Raw genomic sequence first — 23026 nt, 5'->3', positions numbered from 1 at the left:
GCGGAAAATGATCACGAATGTGCCCATCGGCGAAGCATCGAAGGCGAGCGGCGTCAAAGTGCCGACCATCCGTTATTACGAGCAGATCGGCCTGCTACCTTCCCCGCCGCGCAGTGACGGCAATCGCCGCCTCTATGACCGGAGCGACATCCAGCGGCTTCTCTTCATCCGCCATGCGCGCGATCTGGGGTTCGAGGTGGATGCGATCCGCACGCTTCTCGATCTTCAGGACAATCCCGACCAGTCATGCGCGGCGGCCGACGCCATTGCACGCGCGCGCCTGAGCGATGTGGAGCATCGCATCGCCAAACTGCTTTCGCTCAAGACGGAATTGCAGCGCATGCTGGAATGCACCGCGCATGGCCGCATCGACCAGTGCCGCGTGATCGAGATTCTCGGAAACCACGAGGAATGCGTGCACCCGAAGCATTAATCCGAACTCGGGCGCATCCCGAAAAGTGGGAACCCCCTACGCAGGGAAATCAGCCACTGGACTGATTTCTGATCCTGCTTCGATCGGATGAGATGCGCGATAAAACAAACAGACAGAGCATTTCCAACGATTCATGAAAAACAGGAAATGCTCTGGCTGCCGGTCAGTTCACCTTTGAAAAACGGGTCGCCTGGATCTTGAGCGTGCCGATCTGGGTGCCGATCCGTGCCACGACGGGCGCATAGATGCCCGAATTGCCGAGCGATGCGAAGGAAATCGTCATCCGGCTGCGATTGCTCAGGTAATCGATGGCCTTCTTGCCCTTCTGATAACCGGAAATCGGAATGAATTTCGCCGAGCAGATGACCGATTCGCCGGTAAAGCCATCGGTCGTGAACGATTCGGTGCCGTTAAAGGAAAGCCTGATCTCGGCCCGCGTCTGGCCGTCGAAGACGCTCAGCGAACGATCGCAGACTGCCCGGCCATTCTTGGCCGGAATCATGAGGGCGCTCAGCGGATCGCTGACATTCAGCAGGTCCTGCGGCGATGTTTCCACCCAGGGGTCGCGCTTTTTCACCGGAGGCTGGTTTTCCGCCGCAACGACATTGCCATTGGCGAAGCGGATCGTGGTGCTCTTGTTCTTGCGGCCATGCTTGTAGGCGAGATCGAAGCTCTTCGGCACGACCTTGCCGCCGACGGCGCTGCCGGTAACGTGCACGGTGCCGTCCGTATCGTCGAACACCCGCGCCAGACCGGAGGTCAGGAAACGGCCATTGAGGTTGTAATTCGCGCCATTGACCGTGGTTTCTATGGCGGACCGCGCAATGGAAAGCCCGAAAATGGAAATATCGTATTCCGTCCGGTAAAGATCATCGGCCCGGGCCGGGCCGCTGGCCATCGTCAGTGCCCCCAAGCTCAGGCCCGCGAAGGCCAGACCTGCCGCAGCCGCCACACCACACTGCGCCAGCCGGTGCCGGACGGGCTTCAACACATGCGACGGTTCGATCATACTCGGCATTCCTTTCGCCTGCTTCTCCAATGAAGGTTTTCAACCACATTGGACCGCCAGAAAGTTGCGTGGGATTCTTCGATACAGTATCTGTGCAACAGGCAAAACCGGCGAAGTTATGATTGCAAGCTTTCGTGAAGACCGTTCGGAAGCCGGAAAACCGCGTCTTTGCGCGATGGATACGGAATCTCACTTGACTGCAACGGCTGCTGTCACTATAGAAACGCGACTTTCCCAATAGGCCGCCTGTCCGAGATCGCGCGCCAGCAGCATCAAACTGCGTTGATTGCTTGAATTCGGACATTCGGGTCGGGGCCTGAAGAACGTAATTGAAGGTGAGACCAAAATGTCCCGCGCTTGTGAATTGACCGGCAAGTCGGTCCAGTACGGCAACAATGTCAGCCACGCGAACAACAAGACGCGTCGCCGCTTTCTGCCGAACCTCTGCAATGTTACGCTGATGTCCGAAACCCTCGGCCAGAGCTATCGTCTGCGCGTTTCCGCCAACGCCCTGCGTTCGGTCGAACATCGCGGCGGTCTGGATGCGTTCCTCGTCAAGTCCGACGACAAGGAACTGTCGCAGCGCGCTCGCCTGCTGAAGCGTCAGATCGCAAAGAAGCAGGCTGAAGCAGTCGCTGCCTAAGCTTTCGGCCAAATGATTTGACAAAAAAGGCCGGCTCTCGTCGGCCTTTTTTGCTGGTTCCATCACCCAGGATAAAAAAATGTCAATCGAGACACCCTCTTTTTCCCGGCTTATGCCAGCGATACTGGCCATGTGCGTGGCGGTTGCCGCGTCGAATATTCTCGTCCAGTATCCGTTCCAGCATTTCGGCCTCGGTGAAGTTCTGACCTATGGTGCCTTCACCTATCCTGTCGCCTTTCTGGTCAATGACCTGACGAATCGCCGCTTCGGCCCTGCCGCCGCGCGCAAGGTCGTCTATGCCGGTTTCGTGCTGGGCGTCGTCATGTCGATCTGGCTGGCAACCCCGCGCATCGCGATTGCCTCGGGCTCGGCCTTTCTTTTCGCACAGCTGATGGACATCACCGTCTTCGACCGCCTGCGCCGCAAGACCTGGTGGAAAGCGCCCTTTGCCGCCGCCATGTTCGGCTCTGTGCTCGATACGGTCCTGTTCTTCTCGATTGCCTTCGCAGCCGGATTTGCGTGGATCGACACGCTCACGGGAATGCCCGATTCGTCCCTTGCCGAACCGGCGTCCTTCCTCGGCCTCGGCGTGCCGCTCTGGGCATCGCTGGCTTTTGGCGACTTCTTTGTGAAGGTCATCATGGGGACGCTTATGCTGATCCCCTATGGGGCAATCCTCGCCGTCTTCGCCCCGTCGCTTTATGCGCCAAGCCGGACAACGGCGGAAGAGGCATGAAAAAGGGCGCTTGAAGCATTTCCAGCAAAAGCGTGAAGCGCCTTTGCGTTCGGAAATGCATCAAAATAAACTTCAAGCGTCCTTGTTTTACCTTCTGCCAGCCCGGCGCCTGCCCTTGGCCGGAGCCGCAGTCCCCTGCTCCTCAAAAAGCGAGGCAAGCTGTTCGGTCATGGCGCCAGCCAGTTCTTCCGCATCGACGATGGTGACGGCGCGCTGATAATAGCGCGTGACGTCATGGCCGATGCCGATGGCGATCAGTTCCACCGGCGAACGCGTTTCGATTTCCTCGATCACCGCGCGCAGGTGCCTCTCCAGATAGTTGCCGGGATTGACGGAAAGCGTCGAGTCGTCGACCGGCGCGCCATCCGAAATCATCATCAGGATCTTGCGTTGTTCAGGCCGCCCAAGCAGGCGCTGATGCGCCCAGATCAGCGCCTCGCCGTCGATGTTTTCCTTCAGCAGCCCTTCGCGCATCATCAGGCCGAGATTGCGCCGGGCGCGCCGCCAAGGCGCATCGGCGCTCTTGTATACGATGTGGCGCAGATCGTTGAGGCGACCCGGATTGGCGGGCTTGCCGCGTCCAAGCCACGCTTCGCGCGACTGGCCGCCCTTCCACGCCTTGGTGGTGAAGCCCAGGATTTCCACCTTCACGCCGCAACGTTCCAGCGTGCGGGCGAGAATATCCGCGCAGGTCGCGGCAACCGTGATCGGGCGACCGCGCATGGAGCCGGAATTGTCCAGCACCAGCGTGACAACCGTATCGCGGAAATCCGTATCGCGCTCCTGCTTGTAGGAAAGCGGCTGCGTCGGATCGATGACGATGCGCACCAGACGCGCCGAATCGAGATAACCCTCTTCCAGATCGAAATCCCACGAGCGGTTCTGCTGCGCCATCAGGCGGCGCTGCAGGCGGTTGGCGAGACGCCCCACCACGCCCTGCAGATTGGCAAGCTGCTTGTCGAGGAAACCGCGCAGACGATCGAGTTCCACCTCGTCGCAAAGATCGGTCGCTTCTACCTCTTCATCGAACTCGCGCGTGAAGACCTTGTAATCGACGTGCTCGGCAAAATTGGCGAAAGGCTGGTTCGGACGGCGCGTATCGCCCGGCGTTTCCGCGTCGATATCCTCGCTGTCGTCCATGTCGTCGGCGGAAGCGTCGGCGGCATCCATTTCGCCCTGCTCGCCTTCATCGCTCGAACTGTCGGATTCCTCGCTTTCAGCCGAATCGGAACCTTCCTGGCTCTCGTCGCCGCCTTCCTCGTTCTCGTCGGAATCCGGCGTCTGTTCGTCGTTCTGTTCTTCCTCGTCGCTCGGTTCTTCCTGCGACAGCTCTTCCGCCATGTCCATGGAAGCGAGCATGTCGCGCACCGTGCGCGCAAAGGCCTGCTGGTCTTCGAGATTGTCGCCAAGCCGCGCAATGTCGGCTGCAGCCTTCTGTTCGATCCAGTCGCGCCACAGTTCCAGCACCTGCCCGGCTTCCGCAGGGGCGGCCCGCCCGGTCAGCTTCTCACGCAGAAGAAGCGACACGGCTTCCTCGAGCGGCGCGTCTTCCCTCTCGGTGACGGTGGAGAAATTGGCTTTCGAATATTTATCCGCAAGCATGGTGGAAAGATTGTCCGCCATGCCCGCCATGGCGCGCGCGCCGATGGCTTCAACACGCGCCTGTTCGACCGCATCGTAAATGGCGCGCGCCTGCTTTCCTTCCGGAGCAAGGCTCGCATGAATGCGTGGGTTATGGCGCGCCTGGCGCAGCGCCATGGAATCGCCAAGGCCGCGCGTGACGGCAATATCATGCGCGGTCGGACGTTTCGGCAGGTCGGGAAGGCGGGCACGATTGGCGCTCAGGGCCGGGCGGTCGTTGGTAAACGCCACTTCCAGCTCATGCTCGCCGGAAATGGCGCGGACGCAAGCCGTTATCGCACGCTTGAACGGTTCGGAATCCACCGGTCCCGGTTTACGCTCGCGCGAATTATCGCCTATTCCTGACTTCTGGCCCGACATATGCCTATCCTGACTTCGCTTTCAAGCAAGGGCGAAGCTCATCGCCCCCGCACCAGACAGTGCACTGCCGCCGGATGATCGGGCGGCAGGCTTCCTCCGCATCAAGCGAGAACGATATTGGCTGCCGACTCCGGCAGTTCAACGCCGAAAGCACGCTGATAGAACTCAGCCACGGTCGCGCGTTCCAGCTCGTCGCACTTGTTGAGGAAGGTCAGGCGGAATGCAAAGCCGACATCGTTGAAGATCGCGGCATTTTCGGCCCATGTGATGACCGTACGCGGGCTCATGACGGTCGAGAGATCGCCATTGATGAAGGCCTGACGGGTCATGTCGGCCACGCGCACCATCTTGTTCACGATCTCGCGGCCTTCGGCATTCTGGTAATGCTTGGCCTTGGCGAGAACGATGTTCACTTCATTGTCGTGCGGCAGATAGTTCAGCGTCGTCACGATGGACCAGCGGTCCATCTGCGCCTGGTTGATCTGCTGGGTGCCGTGATAAAGGCCGGTCGTATCGCCGAGACCGACGGTGTTGGCGGTCGCGAACAGGCGGAAAGCCGGGTGCGGACGGATGACGCGGCTCTGGTCGAGAAGCGTCAGGCGGCCGGAGGATTCCAGAACGCGCTGGATGACGAACATCACGTCAGGGCGGCCGGCGTCGTATTCGTCGAACACCAGCGCCACATTGTGCTGATAGGCCCAGGGCAGGATGCCGTCCTTGAATTCGGTGACCTGTACGCCGTCCTTGACCACGATGGCGTCCTTGCCGACGAGATCGATACGGCTGACATGGCTGTCGAGGTTGACGCGCACGCAAGGCCAGTTGAGGCGGGCCGCGACCTGCTCGATATGGGTCGACTTGCCGGTGCCGTGATAGCCCGAAACCATCACGCGACGGTTATAGGCAAAGCCTGCGAGGATCGCGAGCGTCGTCTGACGGTCGAAAAGATAATCCGGATCAAGCTCCGGCACATAGGAATCGCCTGCCGCATAGGCCGGCACCGTCATGTCGGAATCGATCCCGAACACTTCGCGCACCGAAACCGTCGTATCCGGCAAATTGGCTATATCCCGCTCAACCTTGTTCATCATGCCTCCAGAGCGGCAGGCAGCGACCGGCCGCGAATTAATACCGGCAAGCTGCCGACCGGCAACTTTCATCCGCGGGCATGTTTTTCCGGCGAGCCGGACGGTATGCCCCTTCCGTAATTCGTTGCGGGCATCCGTGCTTGCATCCACGCCTTGGCGCGGCAGAAGAATGTCCGTCGGAGCCGTCGGCGACCGCTCCATAGTCAGCTTTCAGTCCCAAACAGGCTTTAGCAAAAACCTGCCTGCTTGAGCAATTGATAAGCCTGAATAACATCGCGAAATCTCTCTTCCGATCCGCGATCACCACCATTCGCATCCGGATGGTGCTGCTTTACCAACTCTTTATAGCGCGCCTTGATCTTATCGCCAGTCGAATTTGGTTCAAGACCGAGGGTGGCCAGCGCCTTTATTTCCAGCGTGCGGGGTTTGCGCTGTGCCTTCTGGCCCGGCGCATGCCCTTTGGCTTCCTTGAAAAGATTGAAGGGGTCGCGGATGCGGTTGTGATAGGAGGCCGAACCGGACCGCATCTTGGCCACGTCGGGCGAGGTGCGCGCCTTGGCGGTGGAATTCGCCGTCGTCGACCAGGTCGGGCGGTGGCCGGTGATCGCATCCTTCTGGAATTTCGCGATGTCGCCATCGGAAAGACCGGAGAAGTAATTGAAATTCTTGTTATATTCCCGCACATGGTCGATGCAGAAGCGGAAATATTCGCCTTCACGCATCCGCCCCACAGGCGCGCGATGCGTGCCCGGCTTGTCGCAACCATCCCACTGGCAGCAGGGTGCTGAAGACTTCGCTTCCGCGGTCTTCTTGGGCTTGATGCGGATACTGTCGAAAAATTTTGAGTTCGTTGTCATCGAATCGAATTATGCGGATTATCAGTTGCTGAACAAGAATTGACATTTCGTCCGGTCGGGCTTTTGGCCATTTCAACTGGGCGAAATTTTGAAGCGGAGTGCTTTCCTGTGCGGATTTGCCCCACCTTTTGCCGCCGAAGCAGCGTTATATGAGGCACAGCGTCTATATGGGGAGAAGTGGCTCAAATGTCCATTCACAATAGCAAACAAAGCGCGATGGAAGCGAAACTGACCACGGCTTTCGCTCCCCAGCGCCTTGAAGTCATTAACGAAAGCCACCTCCACGCCGGCCATCACCATGAGGATCGCGGTCATCATGAAGTCTATGACGGCACCGGCGAAACGCATTTCCGCATCCGCATCGTTGCTGACGCCTTTGCCGGAATGAGTCGCATCGAGCGCCACCGCGCCATCAACGCGCTGTTGAAGGAAGAACTGGAGAGCGGCGTCCACGCGCTGGCGCTTGAGCCTTCCGCCCCCGGTGAAGCAACGCGGCGCTGAAGATTTTTTCGGAAAGACATGTCTTCCGAAAGCGGAAATCGTTTCGGGTAAAGCCAGGCGCAAAGCCGGTCGGATGGAGCATCTCCGCGATTCATTCGAAACGGAAATACTCTGGAGCCGGAACCTGCGGCTGTGGCTCGCCAGAACCGGGAGGGCAACTTCGCTGAGCCCTATCAGGAAACAGGCTATCCAGAGCCCGCCCCAAAACATGCAAAGCGCCCTTTCGGGCGCTTTTGCTATGCATCCAATGCCATGCGATCAAATCGATCGAACTTCGCGGAGAAAAGCAATTTCAGAATAGCATCCGATGTTGGCACAAATAGAGAAGGCTGTATCTATCTCATTATAAAGCATGCGATATGAAATTTCTCCGCAGTTTTCGTATCAGAACATAAGCTATCTACAATGAACGGCATCGCATGCTTATAGGTGAACATGCCTGCCGCAATACAACCCTAGTAATACATAAATCCGGCGATATTTCAAATGAAATATTCTATGCTTAAATAGAGAAAGACCAGCGTTTATTAGTAATATTTGTTATTACTGTCTTCCTGCTGCCGTCTCTTCTATCGGCGCGGCACCGCCGCAACGATGGGGGCCGGTTTTCCATCGGCGTCGAGCGGCACGATGCGCAACCGCGTCAGGCGGTTCCTTTCCTTTTTGAGGACCGAAAAGCGTTTCCCGTAAAAGGTGAAGGCCTGCTTCACTTCCGGGATTGTCTGCGTCTCATGAATGACCAGACCGGCGATTGTGGTCGCCTCCTCATCCGGCAGGTGCCAGTCGAGCGCGCGGTTGATATCGCGAATCGGCAGCGAGCCGTCGACGATCACCGAACCGTCCGGCTGCAGGCGAACGCCCTGCATGTCGATATCGTGCTCGTCGGCAATATCGCCGACGATTTCCTCCAGGATATCCTCAAGCGTCACCAGGCCCTGCACATCGCCATATTCGTCGACAACGATGGCAATGTGGGCCTTTCGGCGGAGAAAAGCGTCGAGCTGGTCCTGCAATGTCGTCGTGTCGGGCACGAACCACGGCTTGCGCGCGACCTTCATGATGTCGATGCGGGTAAAATCATTGTCAACGTCGTAAAGCGCACGCAGCAAATCCTTGGTGTGGATGATGCCGACGATATTGTCGATATCGTCGCGCCAGAGCGGCATGCGCGTGTGCGGGCTGGCCAGAATATCGCGCACGATCTCTTCCGCCGCGGCATCGGCATTGACGGTGCCCATCGAGGTCCGGTGCACCATCACGTCGCTGACTTCCAGCTCCTTGAGGTCGAGAAGGCCGCCAAGCTGATCGCGGTCTTCCTTGATGAGCGATTTGTCGCGATGCAGCACCTCGACCGCGCCGCGCAATTCCTCCTGCGGGCTCAGCATCGACCGGCCCGCGGCGAGATTGACGCCGCATAGCCTCAGGATCGCGCGCACGATCCAGTTCACTGCGGCAGAAACCGGCCCGAGGATCAGCACCACCAGCGAAACGCTGCGCGCAACGACAAGCGAAAACCGGTCGGGACCGGAGATCGCCCAGGATTTCGGCAGCACTTCAGCGAAGATGACCAGAATGACCGTCATCGCCAATGTCGCATAGGCGACGCCCGCATCGCCGAACAGGTTGAGGAAAATGCTGGTGGCAATGGAGGAGGCCAGAATATTGGCAAGGTTGTTGCCGATCAGAAGCACGCCGATCAAGCGGTCGCGACGGCTGATGAGCCGCTGGACCAGTCCCGCGCGCTCGTCGCCATTATGTTCGAGCGTGAGCATTCGGGCCCGCGACGCCGCCGTCAGCGCCGTTTCGGAGCCTGAAAAGAATCCGGAAAGAATGACGCAGAGCAGGATAATGCCGCACAGAACCCAGAGCTCGAAAGCCATTCGCCTTGTCCTCTTGCTTCGTATCTAGTGGATTTTCGAATTTGACCTTTGAAACAGCATCGCATTCAGGCGGGATTCAAACGTCAAATTCAGTCCACCAGACGGTCTTTCAAAAATTCCAGCACGGCTGCCGGCGGCACATCCTTGGCAATGAAGGACTGGCCGATACCGCGTGTCAGGATGAAGGTGAGCGCGCCGCGCGCCACTTTCTTGTCCTGCGCAATATAATCCATCAGTTTTTCCGCAGACGGCAAGCCGCCTGGCACATCCGACAGGCGGTATGGCAGGCCGACGGTTTTGAGATGCGCCTCGACGCGCTCCGCATCCTCGATGCCGCACAGATTCATCTTGACGGAGAAGCGATGGGCCAGCGCCATGCCGATGGCGACACCTTCGCCATGCACGAGGCGGGTTGAATCGTAGCCCGTCGCCGTTTCCAGCGCGTGGCCAAACGTATGGCCGAGATTGAGCAGCGCCCGGTCGCCGGTCTCGCGCTCGTCGCGCGCAACGACAGCCGCCTTGCAGCGGCAGGATTCGGCGATGGCTTGCGTCCGCGCCGCGCCGCCGGAGAAAACCTCCTGCCAATTCCGTTCCAGCCATTCGAAAAAGTCCGGGCGGTCGATCAGGCCATATTTCGCGACCTCCGCGTAACCGGCGCGAAACTCGCGCGGGCTCAGCGTATCGAGGACTTCCGTATCGGCCAGAACGAGTTGCGGCTGATAGAAGACGCCGACGAGGTTCTTGCCGTGCGCCGTATTGATCCCCGTCTTGCCGCCGACCGAGGAATCGACCTGCGACAGGAGCGAGGTCGGCATCTGCACGAAATTCATGCCGCGCCGAACGATACCGGCAACGAAACCGGACAGGTCGCCAACCACACCGCCGCCAAACGCCACGACCGCATCGCCGCGTTCCAGCCGCGCCGCCAGCACGGCATTGGTGACCGTTTCAAGCGTGCCGAATGACTTGGATTTCTCGCCCGGCGCAACGATCACCGGCGTTACATCGATACCGGCCCTGACGAAGCTTTCGGTGAGGCGCTCCAGATGCGCCCTGGCGACATTCTCGTCCGTCACCACCGCCACGCGCACGCCTTTCAGACGCTTCGCCAGTTCCTCGCCCGCCCGGTCAACCAGCCCCTTGCCGATCAATATGTCGTAGGAACGGTCGGCGAGCGACACAGGAACGGTGGTGACACCGGCGATGGAAGGCGCGTTCATGCATAGTCTCCGATACATATAGCGAGGCAGGCAGCCGTTAAGCCTCTAATCCTTCGAGATGACCGGCCAGAACATCGAGCAGTTCGGCGGCGATCACTTCCTTCTTGTCGTCACGCGTCATGAGCTGGAGATCGGCCAGCGCATAGACCGGATAACGCTCGTTCATCAGCCGCAGCATGACACCGCGCGGATCGCTGTTTTTCAAAAGCGGGCGGTTCTGGCGGCGCGATACGCGCTCCATCAGAATATCGATTTCCGCATTGAGCCAGATGGAAACGCCTGCACGCGCGATCGCCGCCCGCGTTTCGGCGTTCATATAGGCTCCGCCGCCGGTTGCCAGAACCATCGGCCCGTCTTCGAGCAGGCGCATGATGACGCGGCGTTCGAGATCGCGGAACTCCACCTCGCCATAGGCTTCGAACAGTTCGGGGACGGTCATGCGCGAAACCGCTTCGATCTCCGTATCGGCATCGCGAAACGGCAAGCCGAGAAGGCTCGCCGCCTTGCGCCCGACGGTGGATTTGCCCGCGCCCATCAGCCCCACAAGCACCACGACTTTCGAACCGAGCAGATCGCGGATCAGTTCCGCTTTCTCATGTAGATTGTTTTGTTTTGCCGTGCTGCTCATTGTCCTCGTCCATTTGTTCCGGTTCCACATGAAAAACGGTTCGACGTCAATTGCTTTGATTGGTTTTGAAGGCGCGCGGGGCCGCAAGCACGGCTTTTTTGCAAGATGGTGCCCGCGGGTTCCCTTCGTCGCCGTCCTTGCTTTCGTCCAAATGCCGCAGCATAAGTGATGCATGCCGACCCTGACGCGCCTTGTCCTTTTTCTCGCTCTGGTCGCCGCCATCGTCTATGGCGCGATGTACGCGCTTGCCAATTTCGTGGAGCCCGACACGCGCGAGATCACCGTCGAAATACCGGCCTCGAAGCTGAAGCCGGTGACGATTGCGCCTCCCGTGGCCACGCCCGATCCGGCGGAAACTGCCGACACCGCCCCCGAACCGCCCCAGGCACCGCAGGAGTGAGGATGCGCGCATCGCTGGCGATCGAAAACTTTCTGGAAATGATGAGCGCCGAACGGGGTGCTGCCCGCAATACGCTTGAATCCTACCGGCGCGACCTTGAAGCAGTGGCGGAAGCCATGGCGGCGCGGGGCGTCAATCTTGCCGAGGCCGGTGCGGACCATGTCCGCAGCGCCATCGATGCCATGGCCGCGGAAGGTTTTGCCGCGACCTCGCAGGCCAGGCGCCTGTCGGCGCTGCGCCAGTTCTTCCGCTTTCTCTATTCGGAAGGCTACCGGCAGGACGATCCGACCGGCACCGTCGATGCGCCGAAAAAGCAAAAGCCGCTGCCGAAGATCATGAGCGTCGAAAACGTGACGCGGCTTCTCGACCGGGCAGTGCTTGAAGCCGATGAGCCCGGCGAACGGGCTGATCTCATCAAGGCCTTGCGCCTTCATGCGCTTCTTGAAACGCTTTATGCGACGGGGCTTCGGGTTTCGGAACTCGTCGGCCTGCCCGTCACCGTCGCCCGCACCGATCACCGATTTCTGCTGGTTCGCGGCAAGGGTTCCAAGGAACGCATGGTTCCGCTTTCACCCAAGGCGCGGGAAGCCTTGCAGCGCTTTCTCGCTTTGCGGGATTCCCTGCCCGGCAGCGATGACAATCCCTGGCTGTTCCCGGCATTTTCCGAAAGCGGCCATCTGGCGCGCCAGGTTTTTGCCCGCGAGTTGAAGGGCCTTGCCGCCCGCGCGGGATTGTCGGCCTCTGCCGTCTCGCCACACGTGCTTCGCCACGCCTTTGCCAGCCATCTGCTGCAGAACGGCGCTGACCTGCGCACCGTGCAGCAATTGCTCGGCCATGCCGACATTTCAACGACGCAAATCTATACGCATGTGCTTGAGGAAAGACTGCATAAGCTTGTCAGCGAGCATCATCCGCTTGCCGATTAGCCGCTCTACGGTTATGAGAAAACCGAAAATTTGCAAGATGAGCCAGTAGTGAATATGTAAGGCGCCGTAAAACAGCCTTTTTCAGGCTGGTCATAGAGCGGCACGTCCCTTTGTAAAACGCACGAACAGTCAGGCCCGATGTACAATTATCTCGATTTTGAAAAACCCGTCGCCGACCTTGAAGGCCAGATTCTCGAGCTGAAGAAGCTCGCGCAGGAACAGGGCAGCGTCGAGATGAGCGACGAGATTCGTCGCCTCGAGAAGCGTTCGGCGGATGCGCTGAAGGACATCTATCGCAAGCTGACCCCGTGGCAGAAGGCGCAGATCGCCCGCCATCCGGACCGCCCGCACTGCCTGGAATATATCGAGCGGCTGTTCACCGAATTCACGCCGCTTGCCGGCGACCGCAAGTTCGCCAATGACGAAGCCCTTCAGGCCGGTTTCGGCCGCTTCAACGGTCAGCCCGTCGCCATCATCGGGCAGGAAAAGGGCTCCGACACCAAGACCCGTCTCAAGCACAATTTCGGCTCGGCCCGCCCGGAAGGCTACCGCAAGGCTGTCCGCATCATGGAAATGGCCGACCGCTTCCAGTTGCCGCTCATCACCTTCGTGGATACTGCGGGCGCCTATCCCGGCGTCAGCGCCGAGGAACGCGGCCAGGCCGAAGCCATCGCCCGCTCGACGGCGGAGTGCCTCAAGCTGCGCGTTCCAGTCATCTCGATCATCATCGGTGAAGGCGGCTCCGGCGGCGCGATTGCAATCGCCGTCGCAAACCGCGTCTACATGCTCGAGCATTCGATCTATTCGGTGATTTCGCCCGAAGGTGCGGCCTCGATCCTCTGGCATGATTCGACCCGCGCCAAGGATGCCGCTTCCAACATGCGCATCACCGCGCAGGACCTCTTCGACCTCAAGGTCATCGACGGCATCATTCCCGAACCGATGGGCGGCGCGCATCGCGGCAAGGAAGCCGTGATCGACGCCACCGGCGACATCATCACCGCATCGCTGCGTTCGATGAAGGATATCGACGGCGAAACGCTGAAGCAGGAGCGCCGCCAGAAATTCCTCGAAATCGGCCGCAATATCTGATTTTCGCCGGGAGTTGGCGCGCATCCCCGCAAACTCGGCGCGGTTTTCAGGACAGGATGCGCGGTTCAAGACAAAGTGAAAAACCGTACGGGAGGCCAGGCGCCTCCCGCATTTGCATCAAGCTGCAAATTCGGCCATATTGCCGACGCGCCGGGTTTTAGCTATCTGGGCAAGGATTTATAAACGATACCGTAAGGTTTCATTTATAGGATCGGACCTTCAGGAAATCGACTTTTGCTCATAAAGTCTCTGGCGTAGCTCTAACAGACTTGATGCGACATGAAGATCAGAACCGCAATTCTAGGCTCCTTACTGGCAACCACGCTTCTTGCGGGCTGTCAGGGTTCGTCCGTATCCGACCTTAGTCTGCGGGCCGAAAAGCCGCTTCCCGAAAAGGTCGTTGCCAAGATGAAGGCGAAGGGCATGACCCGTACCTCGCCGATCATGGTGCGCATCTTCAAGGAAGAAGGCGTGCTCGAAGTCTGGAAGCAGAAGAACAACGGCAAATACGACCAGATCGCTTCCTACGAAATCTGCAAGTGGTCGGGCAAGCTCGGTCCGAAATATATCGAGGGCGACCGTCAGGCACCGGAAGGTTTCTACACCGTCCGTCCCGCCCAGATGAACCCCAACTCGAACTATTACCTGGCTTTCAACATCGGCTTTCCCAACGCCTATGACCGCGCCAATGGCCGCACCGGCCAGCACCTGATGGTGCATGGCGCATGTTCCTCGTCAGGCTGCTATTCGATGACCGACGAGCAGGTCGCCGAGATTTACGCCTTCGGTCGCGACGCCTTCAAGGGCGGCCAGCGCGACTTCCAGATCCAGGCGTTTCCGTTCCGCATGACCGCCGCCAACATGGCGCGCTACAAGAGCGATCCGAATTATTCGTTCTGGAAGATGCTGAAGCAGGGCTATGACGCCTTCGAGACCACCAAGGTTCCACCGAAGGTCGACGTCTGCGAGAAGCGCTACGTCTTCAACGTATCGACGCCGGACGGCCAGCCGCTTTCGCCGACCGATGCCTGCCCGCCCTCGGTTGGCGGCGAGGCCATGTCCTATGCGTCTTATGAAAAGACCTACCAGTCCGCTTTCAGCGCTGCGCAGAAGGCACCGGCACCGTCCATTCAGGGCATTGCCGAAGCCAAGCTCGTCTCCGCATGGTCTGCGGCCCGCGCGCGCGGCGAAAAGGTAACGCGCGAACCGCCGTCGCTTACGCCTGCTTCGGCTGAAAAAGCCGGTGCGCCCGATATTCGCCCGGCAACGCCGTCCGTGCAGCCGACAGCCATTGCTGCAACGCCGCAACCGGTCGCCGTTCCGGCACAGCCCGCGACACAGACCGCAGCCGTGCCCGCACCGCAGCCCAACCCGGCAGCAGCGCAGGCTGCTGCCCCACAGGCTTCACAGCAAGTCTCACCCCAGATCTCGTCAATGACGACCGCCAGCACGGTGGCGCAGAATGTCGAACAGACAGCCCCTGTCGCAGCCGCCGAACCGAAGAAGCCGTGGTGGAAGATCATCGGGAATTGATCGCCTTGCAGGAAGAGATTCCTGTCTACGATCTGAGGGGGCTTAAATGCCCCCTTCCGGTTTTGAAGACCCGCAATCGTCTGGAAAAAATGCCGAGCGGAGCGCTTCTCTGGGTGGAAGCGACCGATCCCCTGTCAGGCATAGATGTGCCGCATTTCTGCACGCAGGAAGGCCACGCCCTCATCACGCAGGAGCGGGAAGGCCCGCTGCACCGCTTTCTCATTCGCAGGAAGTGACTATCAGTTCGGGGGCGAAAAGCCCGGAATGGCCAGCGGATTTTCGGTCAGCGCGGCCCGGTCCGGCCGGTCGAGGCCCGGACGTCCGAGAAACGCATCGAAAAGCTCACGCACATAGGTTTCCGGCAGATCCTTCACGATCATCACCAGAAGCGTCTCTTGCTTGCCCTGCGGCCACTGCGGCAGGCGTGCAGGCGGATGGAAAATCTTCTGCACCCCGTGGATGACCACCGGACGATCCGGGTCTTCGGCAATCTGCACGATGCCCTTCACCCGCAAAAGCTTTTCCCCATGCGTCGAACGCAGAAGATCGAGGAACATGTCGAAGGTCGATAGCGGGATCGGTGCATCGTGACGCAGTGAGAAGGACCGGATCGCATCGTCGTGGTGATGATGATGCGTGTGCCCATGATGATGGTGCCCGTGATGGTGATCATGGTGATGATGGTCGTGATCGCAATCCGGCCCGCAAACATGATCATGGTCATGATGCGCATCCTCATAGGCTTCCGCCTTGAGCCAGCGCTGCACATCGGCCGATTTCGTTTCCGGATTATAGAGGCCGCATTCGAAAAGCGCCGCATAGCCTGTGCGCTGTTCACCGGCTTCCAGAATGTCCGCCCCGGGATTGAGCGCACGAAGACGCGCCTTCAACGCCGCCAGTCCCGCCTGCGCTTCCGGCAGATCGGTCTTGGTGAGCACGATGCGGTCGGCCATCGCCGCCTGCTTGACGGCTTCCTCATGATTGTCGAGCGTCGCCATGCCGTTGACGGCATCCACCGTCGCCACAACCCCGTCCAGCCTGAAAGCCTGCATGAGCACCGGATGCCCCATGATCGAATGCAGCACCGGCGCCGGATCGGCAAGGCCGGTGGTTTCGATGATGACGCGCTTCAGCGCCTTGATGCGCCCGGTCTGGAGCCGGTCGATCAGATCGGCCAGCGTATCCACCAGTTCGCCGCGCACCGTGCAGCACAGGCACCCGTCGGCAAGCTCGATCACGCCTTCGCTGGCCTGCTCGACCAGCAGATGATCGATGCTGACCTCGCCGAACTCGTTGATGATGACCGCCGTGTCGCTGAGCGCCGGATCCTTCAGAAGCCGGTTGAGGAGCGTCGTCTTGCCTGAACCGAGAAAGCCGGTCAGCACGGAAACAGGAATGGGATTTGGCATATCAGTTGATCGCGGTGGTCGTGGCGCCCGCCGAACGCTGCGGACGCGGCATCGGCACCGGAACCTGTGAAATATCGAGCTGGCTCGGCCGGGTGATCGGCCCCGGTTCGGACACCAGGCCCACGCGAACCGGAACCGGATCGCGATCCATCGCATGGATATAGGGCGAATTGATTTTCAGCTTGCCCTCGACATCGCGACCATCCCAGCGATCGGCCATCGCTTCCTGGCTGCAGATCGCCTTGCGCATATCGGTGGCCTGATTGAGATTGCCGCCCCCCGTCGGGCGCAGCGTCGCCAGCGTCGCGCCGCCGCCGGCACTGGCGCGGAAAGCATCGGTCATCAACTGCGCGGCCTGAACCGCGCGCGCTTCCTGCCGGTCGGCGCCCAGAACGATTGCCAGAACGGTGCGGCCATTGCGCGTGGCCGAGCTTGCAAGATTGAAGCCGGATGCGCAGACGAAGCCGGTCTTCATGCCGTCCGCACCGTCATAGCGGCCGAGCAGGATGTTGTAATTGGCCTGCACTTTCTTGCCTGCGCCCGGATCGATCGCCTCGGTCGCGAAATAATGCGCATATTGCGGAAATTCACGGCGAAGCTGTACGGCCAGAACCGCCAGATCGCGCGCCGTCGTGTAATTCTGGGGATCGTGCAGCCCGTTCGGATTGGCGAAATGCGAACCGACCATGCCGATGCGCTGCGCTTCCGCATTCATGCGCTGCACAAAGGCGGATTCGGTGCCGCCCACGGCTTCGGCAACCGCGACCGCAACGTCATTGGCCGACTTCACCAGCATGATCTTCAGCGCCGAATCGAGCGTCATGACCGATCCCGGCTTGTAGCCCATCTTGCTCGGCGGCTCCTTGGCGGCATTGACCGTCATGCGCACCGGCGACTCGAGCGTCATCTGCCCCGACTGAAGCGCGCGGAATGCCACATAGGCCGTCATCATCTTGGTCAGGGATGCGGGATACCAGCGCTGGAACGCATCCTGCTGTGCGTAGACCTTGCCGGTTGCCACATCCACTGCAATCGAGGGATTAGCCGCAGCCGACGTCAGTGCGACAGCGGAAAGGCCCGCAGCTGCAAACCAGATTTTCAGTGATTTCGACATCATTCCGTAGTTCCAATCGAAACGGCTTGCGACTTCTGCGGATTCGAATTGCGCCATAATGGGAGATTAACGATTTCTTTATCTATGCCATGTGGCGATGAAAAGGCAAACAGGGATTGCCCGCTTTCACCGAAACGTCATATCCTTGCAGGATCAAATCATGTCCATTCCGGCCCAATCCGGGGAGTCATCCAAAAATGCCAGTGCTGAATCGTGCCGTTGAATCGCAAGCGGAAATTGCCGCATGGCGGCGAAAACTGCACCAGAATCCCGAACTTCTCTATGACGTGCACGAAACCGCAAAATTTGTCGCCGAAAAGCTCACCTCCTTCGGTTGCGATCATGTGGAAACCGGCGTCGGCCGCACCGGCGTGGTCGGCATCATAAAGGGACGGCACGGCGACGGCCCCGCCATCGGCCTGCGCGCCGACATGGATGCGCTGCCCATTACCGAAACGAGCGGCGTGGAATGGGCCTCGCAAAATCCGGGCAAGGCGCATTCCTGCGGCCATGACGGACACACCTCCATGCTGCTCGGCGCGGCGCAATATCTGGCGGAGACCCGCAATTTCCGCGGTTCGGTGGCCCTTCTGTTCCAGCCTGCCGAAGAAGGCGGCGCCGGTGGCCTCGCCATGGTCGAGGACGGCGTGATGGACCGTTTCAACATTTCGGAAGTCTATGGCGTCCACAACATGCCGGGCCTGCCGGTCGGACAATTCGCGATGCGAAAAGGCCCGATCATGGCGGCGACTGATGAATTCGATCTCTTCATCAGCGGGCGCGGCGGCCACGCGGCACAGCCGCACCGCACCATCGACCCGATCCTGGCCGGTTCGCAGCTCATGATCGCCTTGCAGGGCATCGTGTCGCGCAATACCGATCCGCTCGATTCGCTCGTGATCTCGGTGACGAAGTTCATCGCGGGCGAGGCTTATAATGTGATCCCGGAAAAGGCGACGCTTTCGGGCACGGTGCGCACGCTCAAGAAGGAAACCCGCGCCTTTGCCGAACGCCGCATCCGCGAAGCCGCCGCCGGTATCGCAGCAGCCACTGGTGCTGAAATCACCGTGCGCTACAAGAACAATTATCCGGTCACCTTCAACCACGATGCGCAGACGGAGTTTGCCGCCCGCGTCGCAGGCTCGGTTGCAGGCGAAGGCAAGGTGGACGAGAATGTCGAGCCGATGATGGCGGCGGAAGATTTTTCCTACATGCTGGAAGCGCGCCCCGGCGCCTATATCTTCCTGGGCAATGGCGACACGCCCGGCCTTCACCACCCGGCCTATGACTTCAACGACGACGCCATTCCTTATGGCGTCAGCTATTTCGCATCATTGGTGGAAACGGCGCTTGCCGCCTGAAACTGAATAAATCCGCCTTCCCCGCTTTTTGCGGGGTTGGCGACCGCCATGAAAAACAGTATGTGTCTGAAAGCGTTCACGATGCCGGAATCACCGGCGAATGCGCATCGGTTGGTCCCGTAGCTCAGTAGGATAGAGCGACAGATTCCTAATCTGTAGGTCACAGGTTCGATTCCTGTCGGGATCACCATACATCTTCTTTCACTTTGATTTTGCATGGTTTTTTCTCCGTTTTGTCTCATTGGCTTTTTCAGGTCTTAAAAATGAGACACTTTTGTTCCCTGATCGTTCATCGAGGCGGGCGAACGCATTCGCTGCAAGTTTCCGTTTTTGTGCAGCCCGAATGTAAACGTCCGCCATCTCTTGTTTCTTCCAGCCGAAGATTGCGCACATTTCTGCGTGAGATGCCCCATGCTCCGCTAGATCCACGGCAGCAGCCTTTCGCAACCCATGGGCCGAGCAGTGCGGCAAGCCGGCCTGAGTGCACCAAGAACGGAAAACGTTGCCAAAACCCTCAACCGTGTATGGGACGCCTTGCTCTGTGACGAGATAGGTTAAATCGCCAGTTTTAGTACACTTAATGGATTTTTCCAGCTCTGGCAGAATTGGCACATCGATCGGCGTAGAATGATGCTTCCGGTTCTTCCACGCATTAAATCGTAGATAGCCCTCATGCTCGTGTTGACGGCCCAAGCGCACAGCATCAGACCGCCTAGCGCCGACAGACAACATCAACTCCAGCGCCAGCCGTTCTTTTGAACCCATCTCATAATGCGCGCGGTATTGCTCGATCTCGGCGCGTGTCCAGGTATGCCACCCGTCGGAACGATGGATTTTCTTTACGCCAAGCGTGGGGTTCGCAGTTGTGTGTCCCTCTTCAATCGCCCAGTTGAACAATCGGCGCAGCGTCTTAACAAAAACATCAGCGGCTGCAGGCGTTTCTCTGCGCTTGTCACGACTGCGTATAAGATCTTCCCGGCGATACTTCTTGAATGGCAGATCGCCAGCTGTGTCGCAGAATCGGTCGAGAATGCTCCGACGGGCTTTTTGGGTGCCTTTATCCAACCCCGTGAATGCTTCATGCCGATAATATTGATCGACCAGCCAGTTAAACGTCTCTTCCCGTATCACCTTGACGGTTGTATCGGGTTTCGAAGCTAAAGCCGCCCAATAGGCGGCCATAAATTCCTTGGAAATATTACCGTTTTCGTCTTCGAAGCGCTCGCGGATCCGTATTTTTTTCTGACCCGGCTTTCGAACGTAATATCGATCGTTGCCGTTTGGATCCGGATCGAACACGCAATACCTCAGCCGGGTTTTAATCATGCCACCACACCATCGAATGGATTGTCGCCGTCAGTTAGGACGCCATCACGTAAAGAATACCAAGCTTGGCTGAGTTCGGACATATCCCATAGAACCACCCCGCCAATCTTATGGCCTCTGGGCAGAAGGTCATCCTTCACCCATTTATCAAAAGTTCCAACTGAAAGCCCCAAAGCTGCCGCCGCCTCGTCCCTTCGAAGAGCGAGGCGCGGCAACGAGACTTCACGGAGTGATTGTGCCGACATTATCAGTCACCCTCCGTTTTTGCAGTGCTTGCTAGAATAAGCCGGTGCAAATGCCCCTCACTCATCTTTACAGGCGAGCCGCGCTCTCCAAGCTTAAACGCTCCGGGCAGCTTCCCCGCCTGAAACATCCTTTTAACAGTACGTTCGGAGCAGCCCAATCGCGAAGCAATCTCCTTGGTTACAAGAATTCTTTCGGATTGCATCTGGCTAACTATCCCCTCTTTTTGAAAGGATACTCTTCGTCTGACAGATCAAACGCTCATCAAACCGAATACCATTCAACCAACCCGCCAGAGCCAATATCACTTCTGGTCCAACTGAAATGGATGAATGTATAAGCCGATGATACTTTTTCGAAACATCTTTCCACCGACTGATTCCTTCATCATGGAAAGGTCCGGCGCGATCCGTAATGTACTTACCTTCAAACAAATAGAGCATATAGCTCTTATCGAAACTTATGCCCGCATGATATTTTGTTTCGAAGATTTCAATCGCCATTTCGGGGCAATGATCGGGCAGACCCCACCCCTCTTTAGACGCTTTCTGTACGCGAAACTTCGGGGCGATTTTATCAAAGAATTCCTCGCTCCCCAGCGCATCCAAAAGAGAAGCAATCCCATCTACAAAGCTACTTCCCGCGACAAAGAGTGGTTGAATTTCTTCCTTATACTGCCCTTCAAACGGCTCTGGATAAACGCTCCGTTTCAGCAGATCACCAAAATCATTCATATATTCCGTCGCGCGCGCCGGTGTCTTAGCTACCATCATCGCAATTAGAAGATAGGCTGCGTCCTTAGATGTTGCCCTGGCTGCATTTCTGCCGCGGCCACCGGAAGACAGCACCCCTTGCTCTCGACCAGAGCGGGCAATCATTTGGGCCGTAGGAACAGGAAACGAAAGCAATTCTGCTAAATTCTCTGCTAATTTCGAAACGTTCATCGCGCTAGAATCTCCTTCGACCGACAATTACACAGTCGAAGGAGATTTGCAATCCACGGAGCTTTACTCAGTGGGATTTTGACGCTATTACCGTCGCCTAAGCCGAGCGCTGATACTTGGGACTGCGCAACTTTAAATCTGTCAGCTTTCTGACAATTAGAAGGTTACCTTTGCTAAACCTCTCAGCAGGAGCCAGCAGATATCCATCCCAGTAAATGCGACACTCATAAACGAGATCGCGTTCTTTTTCGCACCAGACACGATCAATCCAGCAGCATATGAGTTTATTATTCTCAAATACTTCGTAGAACGCCGGTCCATTCCAAATTCCATGAGTTTCAGGATCCGACAGACTGCGCATGAATTCCAAAAAGTCGCGCTGTTCGTCTGGGCTGAGCCGTTTAAATAGCTGCCTGAATTCCTCGTCCGATGCCGCTGCTGGTTCGGCTGCGACAGCCATTGACGTTTTGGTAACCACTGCGAGCGATGCTGCAAGTGTTGCCATAGAAGCGCCTTTAATGCATGAACGCCGCGTGATAGACGGTTTTGTAGCCATCCGATGATCCTCATACGATCTCGTTTCGGTTAGGATCGAGTGAGTGTTGGTAGCACTTGCTCGATCCGACAGTTTCTGACATTATTAACCCTATTAGAGGTTGTCAATGTCAGAAACCATTAAAAACAAGGGCGGTCGTCCGCGGGTGAACGCCACACCAATAACCGTTCGTGTACCACCAAATCTGCTCGCTATTTTGGACTCTCTCGCCGCAGAGACAGCATCGACACGCCCAGAAGCTCTAAGATTCGCTTTTGCGGAATGGGCTGAGGCTTATGGATTGTTGACAACGAGCCGGCGTATTCGAGATCGACCGCTAATGATCTCAGTGCCCAAAGACGTTGAGGAAAAGTTGCGTGATATAGCTGGGCGTAAGCCTATTAGCGACGTTGTTGAATTGGCGCTTCAGGAGTGGCTGGATAAATTTGAAAAAGGCGATTACTGACGCCAAACCAACTGTGCAAACCGTCTTTCTTTTACTCGCACAATATAACGGTAAGGCAATTATTTCTGTATCAGACTTATGCCGGGATTATTTCACGCATCTATCGGTCGAAAAGTTTATTCAGAAAGTGACATCTGGAAAAATAAGAATGCCGTTGATAAAGCTCGAAGAGAGCCAGAAATCTACATATGGCGTGCACTTAGTAGACCTTGCCCATTACATAGATGAAAGGCGCTCCATTGCCTTACAGGAATTCCAACAGTTTACTATTCGACAGTCAAGCAATGCGCCTTCTCTCTTTGAAAGAAGTGGTTAGGATAACCTGTATTGCGAGAGCAACAATATATAAGAAAATTAAAGCGGGTGATTTTCCTGCTCCACTGAAGATTAGTTCAACTTGTGTTCGATGGCGATCAGATGAGATTGACCGTTGGGTGGAAAAACTGACGAACGAACGATGACAGACGGCCAAAAAGAGAAAATCAAGCTACGTGCAAATTACTGGAACGCCATCGCGGTAAGCGTATTTGCTGTAGGCGGATTGTCACCCGTGATAGCCCTGAGCTTAAACAGACCGAAGCAAGCCTTTATGAGCCTGTTCATTTTTGCGGCAGCGGCTATTGCGAGCTACATAATTCATACGATTGCGAAGTTGATCGTGAAATCTATTGACGACTAATT

Annotated in this window: 28 protein-coding genes and 1 tRNA gene; 15 read left to right on the top strand and 14 right to left on the bottom strand. The window is 57.8% G+C overall.

What is annotated here, in order from left to right:
• Nucleotides 1-10: 10 nt before the first annotated feature.
• On the top strand, nt 11-433 hold the full coding sequence (locus tag ABWW28_RS15230) for a MerR family transcriptional regulator (RefSeq protein WP_025089912.1): 423 nt from the start codon (nt 11-13) through the stop codon (nt 431-433).
• Nucleotides 434-596: 163 nt separating this feature from the next.
• Here ABWW28_RS15230 and ABWW28_RS15225 read toward each other — a convergent pair whose 3' ends face one another.
• Nucleotides 597-1442 carry a DUF3108 domain-containing protein gene (locus tag ABWW28_RS15225; RefSeq protein ID WP_151658410.1) on the bottom strand — a complete coding sequence of 282 codons (846 nt, stop codon included), beginning with the start codon at nt 1440-1442 and terminating at the stop codon, nt 597-599.
• Between the two features lie 346 nt (nt 1443-1788).
• On the opposite strand from ABWW28_RS15225, the gene rpmB reads away from it, so the two are divergent.
• Both rpmB and ABWW28_RS15215 read left to right on the top strand, forming a co-directional pair.
• Entirely contained in the window at nt 1789-2085 is a 297-nt protein-coding gene (rpmB, locus tag ABWW28_RS15220; protein WP_006470974.1) for a 50S ribosomal protein L28, read from the top strand.
• Nucleotides 2086-2164: 79 nt separating this feature from the next.
• Nucleotides 2165-2821 carry a queuosine precursor transporter gene (locus ABWW28_RS15215; RefSeq protein WP_025089910.1) on the top strand — a complete coding sequence of 219 codons (657 nt, stop codon included), beginning with the start codon at nt 2165-2167 and terminating at the stop codon, nt 2819-2821.
• 87 nt (nt 2822-2908) lie between these two features.
• On the opposite strand, the gene cobT is transcribed toward ABWW28_RS15215, so the two are convergent.
• The 3 genes from cobT to ABWW28_RS15200 form a co-directional block, all read right to left on the bottom strand.
• Entirely contained in the window at nt 2909-4822 is a 1914-nt protein-coding gene (cobT, locus tag ABWW28_RS15210) for a cobaltochelatase subunit CobT (RefSeq protein WP_151658411.1), read from the bottom strand.
• A 101-nt stretch (nt 4823-4923) separates the two neighbouring features.
• A complete protein-coding gene (cobS, locus tag ABWW28_RS15205; RefSeq protein ID WP_031347109.1) occupies nt 4924-5910 on the bottom strand; it encodes a cobaltochelatase subunit CobS in 987 nt (328 codons plus the stop codon).
• A gap of 227 nt (nt 5911-6137) precedes the next feature.
• Entirely contained in the window at nt 6138-6767 is a 630-nt protein-coding gene (locus ABWW28_RS15200) for a J domain-containing protein (RefSeq protein WP_006470976.1), read from the bottom strand.
• A gap of 186 nt (nt 6768-6953) precedes the next feature.
• On the opposite strand from ABWW28_RS15200, the gene ABWW28_RS15195 reads away from it, so the two are divergent.
• Nucleotides 6954-7268 (top strand): BolA family protein, encoded by a 315-nt coding sequence (locus ABWW28_RS15195; RefSeq protein ID WP_006470977.1) that lies wholly within the window; start codon nt 6954-6956, stop codon nt 7266-7268.
• A 569-nt stretch (nt 7269-7837) separates the two neighbouring features.
• On the opposite strand, the gene ABWW28_RS15190 is transcribed toward ABWW28_RS15195, so the two are convergent.
• The 3 genes from ABWW28_RS15190 to ABWW28_RS15180 all read right to left on the bottom strand — a co-directional run bounded on the left by ABWW28_RS15190 (nt 7838) and on the right by ABWW28_RS15180 (nt 10996).
• Nucleotides 7838-9148, bottom strand: a complete 1311-nt coding sequence (locus ABWW28_RS15190) for an HlyC/CorC family transporter (protein ID WP_006468010.1) — start codon at nt 9146-9148, stop codon at nt 7838-7840.
• Nucleotides 9149-9237: 89 nt separating this feature from the next.
• The gene (gene aroB, locus ABWW28_RS15185; protein WP_021587504.1) at nt 9238-10368 is read right to left on the bottom strand and encodes a 3-dehydroquinate synthase; all 1131 of its coding nucleotides are present in this window, start codon (nt 10366-10368) and stop codon (nt 9238-9240) included.
• A gap of 37 nt (nt 10369-10405) precedes the next feature.
• The gene (locus ABWW28_RS15180; RefSeq protein WP_006470979.1) at nt 10406-10996 is read right to left on the bottom strand and encodes a shikimate kinase; all 591 of its coding nucleotides are present in this window, start codon (nt 10994-10996) and stop codon (nt 10406-10408) included.
• A gap of 172 nt (nt 10997-11168) precedes the next feature.
• On the opposite strand from ABWW28_RS15180, the gene ABWW28_RS15175 reads away from it, so the two are divergent.
• The 5 genes from ABWW28_RS15175 to ABWW28_RS15155 all read left to right on the top strand — a co-directional run bounded on the left by ABWW28_RS15175 (nt 11169) and on the right by ABWW28_RS15155 (nt 15183).
• Nucleotides 11169-11396 (top strand): hypothetical protein, encoded by a 228-nt coding sequence (locus ABWW28_RS15175; RefSeq protein ID WP_021587506.1) that lies wholly within the window; start codon nt 11169-11171, stop codon nt 11394-11396.
• Between the two features lie 2 nt (nt 11397-11398).
• On the top strand, nt 11399-12322 hold the full coding sequence (gene xerD / locus ABWW28_RS15170; RefSeq protein WP_021587507.1) for a site-specific tyrosine recombinase XerD: 924 nt from the start codon (nt 11399-11401) through the stop codon (nt 12320-12322).
• Nucleotides 12323-12460: 138 nt separating this feature from the next.
• Nucleotides 12461-13414: an acetyl-CoA carboxylase carboxyltransferase subunit alpha gene (locus ABWW28_RS15165; RefSeq protein WP_021587508.1), complete on the top strand. Its 954-nt coding sequence runs from the start codon at nt 12461-12463 to the stop codon at nt 13412-13414.
• A gap of 279 nt (nt 13415-13693) precedes the next feature.
• Complete coding sequence (locus tag ABWW28_RS15160) at nt 13694-14947, top strand: L,D-transpeptidase family protein (RefSeq protein ID WP_151658412.1); 1254 nt, start codon at nt 13694-13696, stop codon at nt 14945-14947.
• The gene (locus tag ABWW28_RS15155; protein WP_006470981.1) at nt 14926-15183 is read left to right on the top strand and encodes a sulfurtransferase TusA family protein; all 258 of its coding nucleotides are present in this window, start codon (nt 14926-14928) and stop codon (nt 15181-15183) included. Before ABWW28_RS15160 ends, ABWW28_RS15155 begins: the two co-directional genes overlap by 22 nt.
• A 3-nt stretch (nt 15184-15186) precedes the next feature.
• On the opposite strand, the gene ABWW28_RS15150 is transcribed toward ABWW28_RS15155, so the two are convergent.
• Entirely contained in the window at nt 15187-16356 is a 1170-nt protein-coding gene (locus ABWW28_RS15150; RefSeq protein WP_151658413.1) for a CobW family GTP-binding protein, read from the bottom strand.
• A 1-nt stretch (nt 16357) separates the two neighbouring features.
• Entirely contained in the window at nt 16358-17473 is a 1116-nt protein-coding gene (locus ABWW28_RS15145) for a D-alanyl-D-alanine carboxypeptidase family protein (protein ID WP_025089901.1), read from the bottom strand.
• A gap of 194 nt (nt 17474-17667) precedes the next feature.
• On the opposite strand from ABWW28_RS15145, the gene ABWW28_RS15140 reads away from it, so the two are divergent.
• Both ABWW28_RS15140 and ABWW28_RS15135 read left to right on the top strand, forming a co-directional pair.
• Entirely contained in the window at nt 17668-18831 is a 1164-nt protein-coding gene (locus tag ABWW28_RS15140) for a M20 aminoacylase family protein (RefSeq protein ID WP_021587513.1), read from the top strand.
• A gap of 113 nt (nt 18832-18944) precedes the next feature.
• Nucleotides 18945-19021 (top strand) — tRNA-Arg (locus ABWW28_RS15135).
• An 11-nt stretch (nt 19022-19032) separates the two neighbouring features.
• On the opposite strand, the gene ABWW28_RS15130 is transcribed toward ABWW28_RS15135, so the two are convergent.
• From ABWW28_RS15130 to ABWW28_RS15110, 5 genes are all read right to left on the bottom strand, one after another.
• Entirely contained in the window at nt 19033-20157 is a 1125-nt protein-coding gene (locus ABWW28_RS15130; RefSeq protein WP_353391307.1) for a tyrosine-type recombinase/integrase, read from the bottom strand.
• Complete coding sequence (locus tag ABWW28_RS15125; protein ID WP_353391305.1) at nt 20154-20402, bottom strand: helix-turn-helix transcriptional regulator; 249 nt, start codon at nt 20400-20402, stop codon at nt 20154-20156. The genes ABWW28_RS15130 and ABWW28_RS15125 overlap by 4 nt, the downstream gene beginning before the upstream one ends.
• A 2-nt stretch (nt 20403-20404) precedes the next feature.
• Nucleotides 20405-20605 (bottom strand): helix-turn-helix transcriptional regulator, encoded by a 201-nt coding sequence (locus ABWW28_RS15120; RefSeq protein ID WP_353391303.1) that lies wholly within the window; start codon nt 20603-20605, stop codon nt 20405-20407.
• 4 nt (nt 20606-20609) lie between these two features.
• Nucleotides 20610-21344 carry a hypothetical protein gene (locus ABWW28_RS15115; RefSeq protein ID WP_353391301.1) on the bottom strand — a complete coding sequence of 245 codons (735 nt, stop codon included), beginning with the start codon at nt 21342-21344 and terminating at the stop codon, nt 20610-20612.
• Nucleotides 21345-21441: 97 nt separating this feature from the next.
• Nucleotides 21442-21900: a hypothetical protein gene (locus ABWW28_RS15110; RefSeq protein WP_353391300.1), complete on the bottom strand. Its 459-nt coding sequence runs from the start codon at nt 21898-21900 to the stop codon at nt 21442-21444.
• Nucleotides 21901-22006: 106 nt separating this feature from the next.
• Between ABWW28_RS15110 and ABWW28_RS15105 the strand changes: the two genes are divergently transcribed.
• From ABWW28_RS15105 to ABWW28_RS15090, 4 genes are read left to right on the top strand one after another with little or no spacing between them, the layout of a single operon-like run.
• Nucleotides 22007-22345 (top strand): ribbon-helix-helix domain-containing protein, encoded by a 339-nt coding sequence (locus ABWW28_RS15105; protein WP_353391297.1) that lies wholly within the window; start codon nt 22007-22009, stop codon nt 22343-22345.
• Nucleotides 22326-22661, top strand: coding sequence for a pyocin activator PrtN family protein (locus ABWW28_RS15100; RefSeq protein ID WP_353391295.1), 336 nt, complete (start codon nt 22326-22328; stop codon nt 22659-22661). Before ABWW28_RS15105 ends, ABWW28_RS15100 begins: the two co-directional genes overlap by 20 nt.
• Entirely contained in the window at nt 22570-22806 is a 237-nt protein-coding gene (locus ABWW28_RS15095; RefSeq protein WP_353391294.1) for a helix-turn-helix transcriptional regulator, read from the top strand. Before ABWW28_RS15100 ends, ABWW28_RS15095 begins: the two co-directional genes overlap by 92 nt.
• Nucleotides 22776-23024 carry a hypothetical protein gene (locus ABWW28_RS15090; protein WP_353391363.1) on the top strand — a complete coding sequence of 83 codons (249 nt, stop codon included), beginning with the start codon at nt 22776-22778 and terminating at the stop codon, nt 23022-23024. The genes ABWW28_RS15095 and ABWW28_RS15090 overlap by 31 nt, the downstream gene beginning before the upstream one ends.
• The last annotated feature ends 2 nt before the right edge of the window (nt 23025-23026 follow it).

This window comes from Brucella sp. NBRC 14130 (assembly GCF_040371715.1).
Classification (GTDB): domain Bacteria; phylum Pseudomonadota; class Alphaproteobacteria; order Rhizobiales; family Rhizobiaceae; genus Brucella; species Brucella intermedia.
The sequence above is the reverse complement of the archived record's forward strand: the minus strand, read 5'-3'. Positions and strand labels throughout refer to the sequence as shown.

What these genes read in the sequence shown, in the direction of transcription:
- ABWW28_RS15225 (WP_151658410.1), bottom strand. Translation starts at nt 1,442, where the DNA reads ATGATCGAACCGTCGCATGTGTTGAAGCCCGTCCGGCACCGGCTGGCG.
- rpmB (WP_006470974.1), top strand. Translation starts at nt 1,789, where the DNA reads ATGTCCCGCGCTTGTGAATTGACCGGCAAGTCGGTCCAGTACGGCAAC.
- ABWW28_RS15215 (WP_025089910.1), top strand. Translation starts at nt 2,165, where the DNA reads ATGTCAATCGAGACACCCTCTTTTTCCCGGCTTATGCCAGCGATACTG.
- cobT (WP_151658411.1), bottom strand. Translation starts at nt 4,822, where the DNA reads ATGTCGGGCCAGAAGTCAGGAATAGGCGATAATTCGCGCGAGCGTAAA.
- cobS (WP_031347109.1), bottom strand. Translation starts at nt 5,910, where the DNA reads ATGAACAAGGTTGAGCGGGATATAGCCAATTTGCCGGATACGACGGTT.
- ABWW28_RS15200 (WP_006470976.1), bottom strand. Translation starts at nt 6,767, where the DNA reads ATGACAACGAACTCAAAATTTTTCGACAGTATCCGCATCAAGCCCAAG.
- ABWW28_RS15195 (WP_006470977.1), top strand. Translation starts at nt 6,954, where the DNA reads ATGTCCATTCACAATAGCAAACAAAGCGCGATGGAAGCGAAACTGACC.
- ABWW28_RS15190 (WP_006468010.1), bottom strand. Translation starts at nt 9,148, where the DNA reads ATGGCTTTCGAGCTCTGGGTTCTGTGCGGCATTATCCTGCTCTGCGTC.
- aroB (WP_021587504.1), bottom strand. Translation starts at nt 10,368, where the DNA reads ATGAACGCGCCTTCCATCGCCGGTGTCACCACCGTTCCTGTGTCGCTC.
- ABWW28_RS15180 (WP_006470979.1), bottom strand. Translation starts at nt 10,996, where the DNA reads ATGAGCAGCACGGCAAAACAAAACAATCTACATGAGAAAGCGGAACTG.
- ABWW28_RS15175 (WP_021587506.1), top strand. Translation starts at nt 11,169, where the DNA reads ATGCCGACCCTGACGCGCCTTGTCCTTTTTCTCGCTCTGGTCGCCGCC.
- xerD (WP_021587507.1), top strand. Translation starts at nt 11,399, where the DNA reads ATGCGCGCATCGCTGGCGATCGAAAACTTTCTGGAAATGATGAGCGCC.
- ABWW28_RS15165 (WP_021587508.1), top strand. Translation starts at nt 12,461, where the DNA reads ATGTACAATTATCTCGATTTTGAAAAACCCGTCGCCGACCTTGAAGGC.
- ABWW28_RS15160 (WP_151658412.1), top strand. Translation starts at nt 13,694, where the DNA reads ATGAAGATCAGAACCGCAATTCTAGGCTCCTTACTGGCAACCACGCTT.
- ABWW28_RS15150 (WP_151658413.1), bottom strand. Translation starts at nt 16,356, where the DNA reads ATGCCAAATCCCATTCCTGTTTCCGTGCTGACCGGCTTTCTCGGTTCA.
- ABWW28_RS15145 (WP_025089901.1), bottom strand. Translation starts at nt 17,473, where the DNA reads ATGATGTCGAAATCACTGAAAATCTGGTTTGCAGCTGCGGGCCTTTCC.
- ABWW28_RS15140 (WP_021587513.1), top strand. Translation starts at nt 17,668, where the DNA reads ATGCCAGTGCTGAATCGTGCCGTTGAATCGCAAGCGGAAATTGCCGCA.
- ABWW28_RS15130 (WP_353391307.1), bottom strand. Translation starts at nt 20,157, where the DNA reads ATGATTAAAACCCGGCTGAGGTATTGCGTGTTCGATCCGGATCCAAAC.
- ABWW28_RS15125 (WP_353391305.1), bottom strand. Translation starts at nt 20,402, where the DNA reads ATGTCGGCACAATCACTCCGTGAAGTCTCGTTGCCGCGCCTCGCTCTT.
- ABWW28_RS15120 (WP_353391303.1), bottom strand. Translation starts at nt 20,605, where the DNA reads ATGCAATCCGAAAGAATTCTTGTAACCAAGGAGATTGCTTCGCGATTG.
- ABWW28_RS15115 (WP_353391301.1), bottom strand. Translation starts at nt 21,344, where the DNA reads ATGAACGTTTCGAAATTAGCAGAGAATTTAGCAGAATTGCTTTCGTTT.
- ABWW28_RS15110 (WP_353391300.1), bottom strand. Translation starts at nt 21,900, where the DNA reads ATGGCTACAAAACCGTCTATCACGCGGCGTTCATGCATTAAAGGCGCT.
- ABWW28_RS15105 (WP_353391297.1), top strand. Translation starts at nt 22,007, where the DNA reads ATGTCAGAAACCATTAAAAACAAGGGCGGTCGTCCGCGGGTGAACGCC.
- ABWW28_RS15095 (WP_353391294.1), top strand. Translation starts at nt 22,570, where the DNA reads ATGAAAGGCGCTCCATTGCCTTACAGGAATTCCAACAGTTTACTATTC.